Raw genomic sequence first — 2,798 nt, forward strand, 5'->3', positions numbered from 1 at the left:
GCGCATCGCCCCGGAAGAAGTGCGCCGCGGCTTGCGCATCCAGGCGCTGGGCAACGAACTGATGGATCTGTTCGGCGCGCGTTCGGTGCATCCGGTCGGCATTCGCGTCGGCGGGTTTCACGGCGCGCCTTCGGTCGAGCGCATCGGCGCCATCCGGGAAAAGCTGCGCGCGGCGCTGCCGCAAGCCGAGGCATTGATCCGCTGGACCGCCGGCATCGCGGTGCCGCAGGACGATCAGACCTTCGTCTGCGTTGCCATGCGGCACCCGTCCGACTACGCCATCGAAAGCGGCGACATCGGCGCCAGCGACGGCCTGCATATCGGCACGGCGGCCTACGACGAGTATTTCGCCGAGCGCCACGAAGCACATTCCACCGCATTGTTCAGCAGCTACCGGGGGCACGCCTATCTGGTCGGGCCGCTGGCACGACTGAACCTCAACCACGACCGTCTGCCCGCGCGCATCAAGACGCTGCTGGCCGCAACCGGCCTCGTGCTGCCCAGCCGCAACCTGTTTCACAGCCTGGTCGCGCGTGCCGTTGAAATCCTGCTCGCGCTCACCGAGGCGCTGCGCCTGCTCGACGGTTATCGCGTGCCGGACTCGCCCTGGGTGCCGGTCACCCCGCGCGCCGGCGTGGCCGCCGGCTGCACCGAGGCGCCGCGCGGCCTGCTGTGGCACCGCTACGAGATGGATGCCGACGGCTGCGTGGTGAGCGCGCGCATCGTGCCGCCGACCAGCCAGAACCAGGCACGGATCGAAGAGGATTTGCGGTTGTCGCTGCTCAATTTCGGTCTCGATCACCCGGACGATGCGCTGCGGCTGCACTGCGAAAAAGTCATCCGCAACTACGATCCCTGCATTTCCTGCGCCACCCATTTCCTGCGCATGAACGTGGAGCGGACATGAGCGGGGTTCGCATCCTCGGCATCGGCTCGCCGTCAGGCGACGACCAGGCCGGCTGGCTGGTCGTCGATGCCTTGCTGGCCGGCGGCATGCGGGCCGGCAAGGCGCTCGTCATCGAAAAGCTGGATCGGCCGGGCGCAGGCCTGATCGGCCTGCTGGAAGGCGCCGAGCGGGTCGTCCTGGTCGACGCCATGCAAGGCAATGGCCAGCCCGGCCGGCTGGCGCGATTCGATCAAGAGGACTGGCCCCGGTACAGCCATGGCCTGTCCAGCCACGGCTTCGGCGTGCTGGCCGCGCTGACGCTGGCATGCGAACTCGACGGCCTGCCGTCGCGGCTGGAACTGTACGGAATCGAAATCGCTGCGGCGCATCCGGGCGCTGTGCCGGGGCCCGAGATTCAGGCCGCCGCGCGGCAACTGGCCGCGGTCATCGCGGCCAGTCTGGGGTGAGGCGGCTTACAGATCCTCGCGCCGCAGCATGAACACGAACTGGTCGCCGCCTTCGGTGTCGAGCCAGGTGAAGGGCAGGGCGGGATAGGCGGCTTCGAGGGCGTCGCGGTTGTGGCCGATTTCCACCAGCAGCAGGCCACCGGGGTTGAGATGGGTTTTGGCCTGAGCCAGAATCTGCCGGGTGGCGTCCAGGCCGTCTTCTCCAGAACCAAGCGCCAGCGCGGGTTCCGCCCGATACTCCGGCGGCAGTGCGGCGACCGCTTCGGCGTTCACGTAGGGCGGGTTGCTGACGATCACGTCGTACGTGCGGCCGTTCAGCGCCGCGAACAGATCGGACTCGATCAGCTCAATGCGGTCCGCGAGGCCGTAATCGGCGACGTTCTTCGCGGCGACGGCCAGCGCATCCCCGGACAGATCGACTGCATCGATGCGGGAATCGGGAAAGGCCAGCGCCGCCAGGATGGCGAGGCAGCCGGAGCCGGTGCACAGGTCGAGCGCGCTGCCTACCGCATCCGGATCCTCGACCCACGGCGCCAACTGCTCGTGCAGCAGCTCGGCGATGAAGGAGCGCGGCACGATCACGCGCTCGTCCACGTAGAAACGGTGCTCGCCCAGCCAGGCCTCGTTGGTGATGTAGGCGGCGGGCAGGCGTTCGCCCACCCGGCGTTCGAGCGCCGCCTGCACCTGTTCGGATTCGCCATGCGTCAGGCTGGCATCGAGGAAGGGTTCGAGCCGGTCGAGCGGCAGGTGCAGGGTGTGCAGGATCAGGTACGCCGCCTCGTCGAAGGCGTTGTCGGAGCCGTGGCCGAAAAACAGCTTCGCTTCGTTGAAGCGCGACACCGCGAAGCGCAGCCAGTCGCGCACGGTGATGAGGGATTCGGTGTCGTCGAAGTGTTTCATTTCTATCTCAAAAGAGTTATCCGCGAAGAGCGCGAAGAGACGCAAAGAAAAACAAAAAAAGTATGGTTTTCATGGCCAACCGTTTGGATGCGATTTTTAAGGATTGGCTTCGCGCACCTTCGCGTCCTTCATGCCCTTCGGGTATTCGCGGATAACCTCAACCCAGCAGTTTTTCCAGCGTCTTCTGGTAGATCGCTGAAAGTTTTTCAATGTCTTCCACCGCGATGTGCTCGTTCAGCTTGTGGATGCTCATGTTGAGCGGGCCGAATTCGACTACTTCGCGGCAGATGTCGGCAATGAAGCGGCCGTCCGAGGTGCCGCCGGAGGTCGACAGTCCGGGGGTGAGGCCGGTGACCTCGCGGATCGCCTCGCTCAACTTGTCGCACAGCGGTCCGCGCGGGGTAAGGAAAGGATTGCCCGACAGGCTCCAGTCGATTTCGTAATCGAGGCCGTGGCTGTCGAGGATTTCGTGCATCGCGTCCATCAGGCCTTCGGCCGTGCTGGCGGTGGAAAAGCGGAAATTGAACTGGATCTCGACCACGCCG

The 2,798-nt window shown here is 65.7% G+C and carries 4 protein-coding genes; 2 read left to right on the plus strand and 2 right to left on the minus strand.

Features of this window, described 5'->3' with window-relative positions:
- The coding region (locus tag Q0L94_RS17455; protein ID WP_296755882.1) for a nickel-dependent hydrogenase large subunit at nucleotides 1-907 on the plus strand (907 nt) is incomplete at its 5' end.
- A complete protein-coding gene (locus tag Q0L94_RS17460) occupies nucleotides 904-1,353 on the plus strand; it encodes a hydrogenase maturation protease (protein ID WP_296755885.1) in 450 nt (149 codons plus the stop codon). The genes Q0L94_RS17455 and Q0L94_RS17460, both read left to right, overlap by 4 nt.
- A gap of 6 nt (nucleotides 1,354-1,359) precedes the next feature.
- On the opposite strand, the gene prmB is transcribed toward Q0L94_RS17460, so the two are convergent.
- A complete protein-coding gene (gene prmB, locus Q0L94_RS17465; RefSeq protein ID WP_296755886.1) occupies nucleotides 1,360-2,253 on the minus strand; it encodes a 50S ribosomal protein L3 N(5)-glutamine methyltransferase in 894 nt (297 codons plus the stop codon).
- A gap of 157 nt (nucleotides 2,254-2,410) precedes the next feature.
- On the minus strand, nucleotides 2,411-2,798 hold a 388-nt coding region (locus tag Q0L94_RS17470; protein ID WP_296755889.1), incomplete at its 5' end, for a M20/M25/M40 family metallo-hydrolase.

Source organism: Thiobacillus sp., from assembly GCF_024708915.1.

Bases quoted from the DNA above. Each gene is read 5' to 3' on its own strand.
- Q0L94_RS17460 (WP_296755885.1), top strand. From the start codon at position 904: ATGAGCGGGGTTCGCATCCTCGGCATCGGCTCGCCGTCAGGCGACGAC.
- prmB (WP_296755886.1), bottom strand. From the start codon at position 2,253: ATGAAACACTTCGACGACACCGAATCCCTCATCACCGTGCGCGACTGG.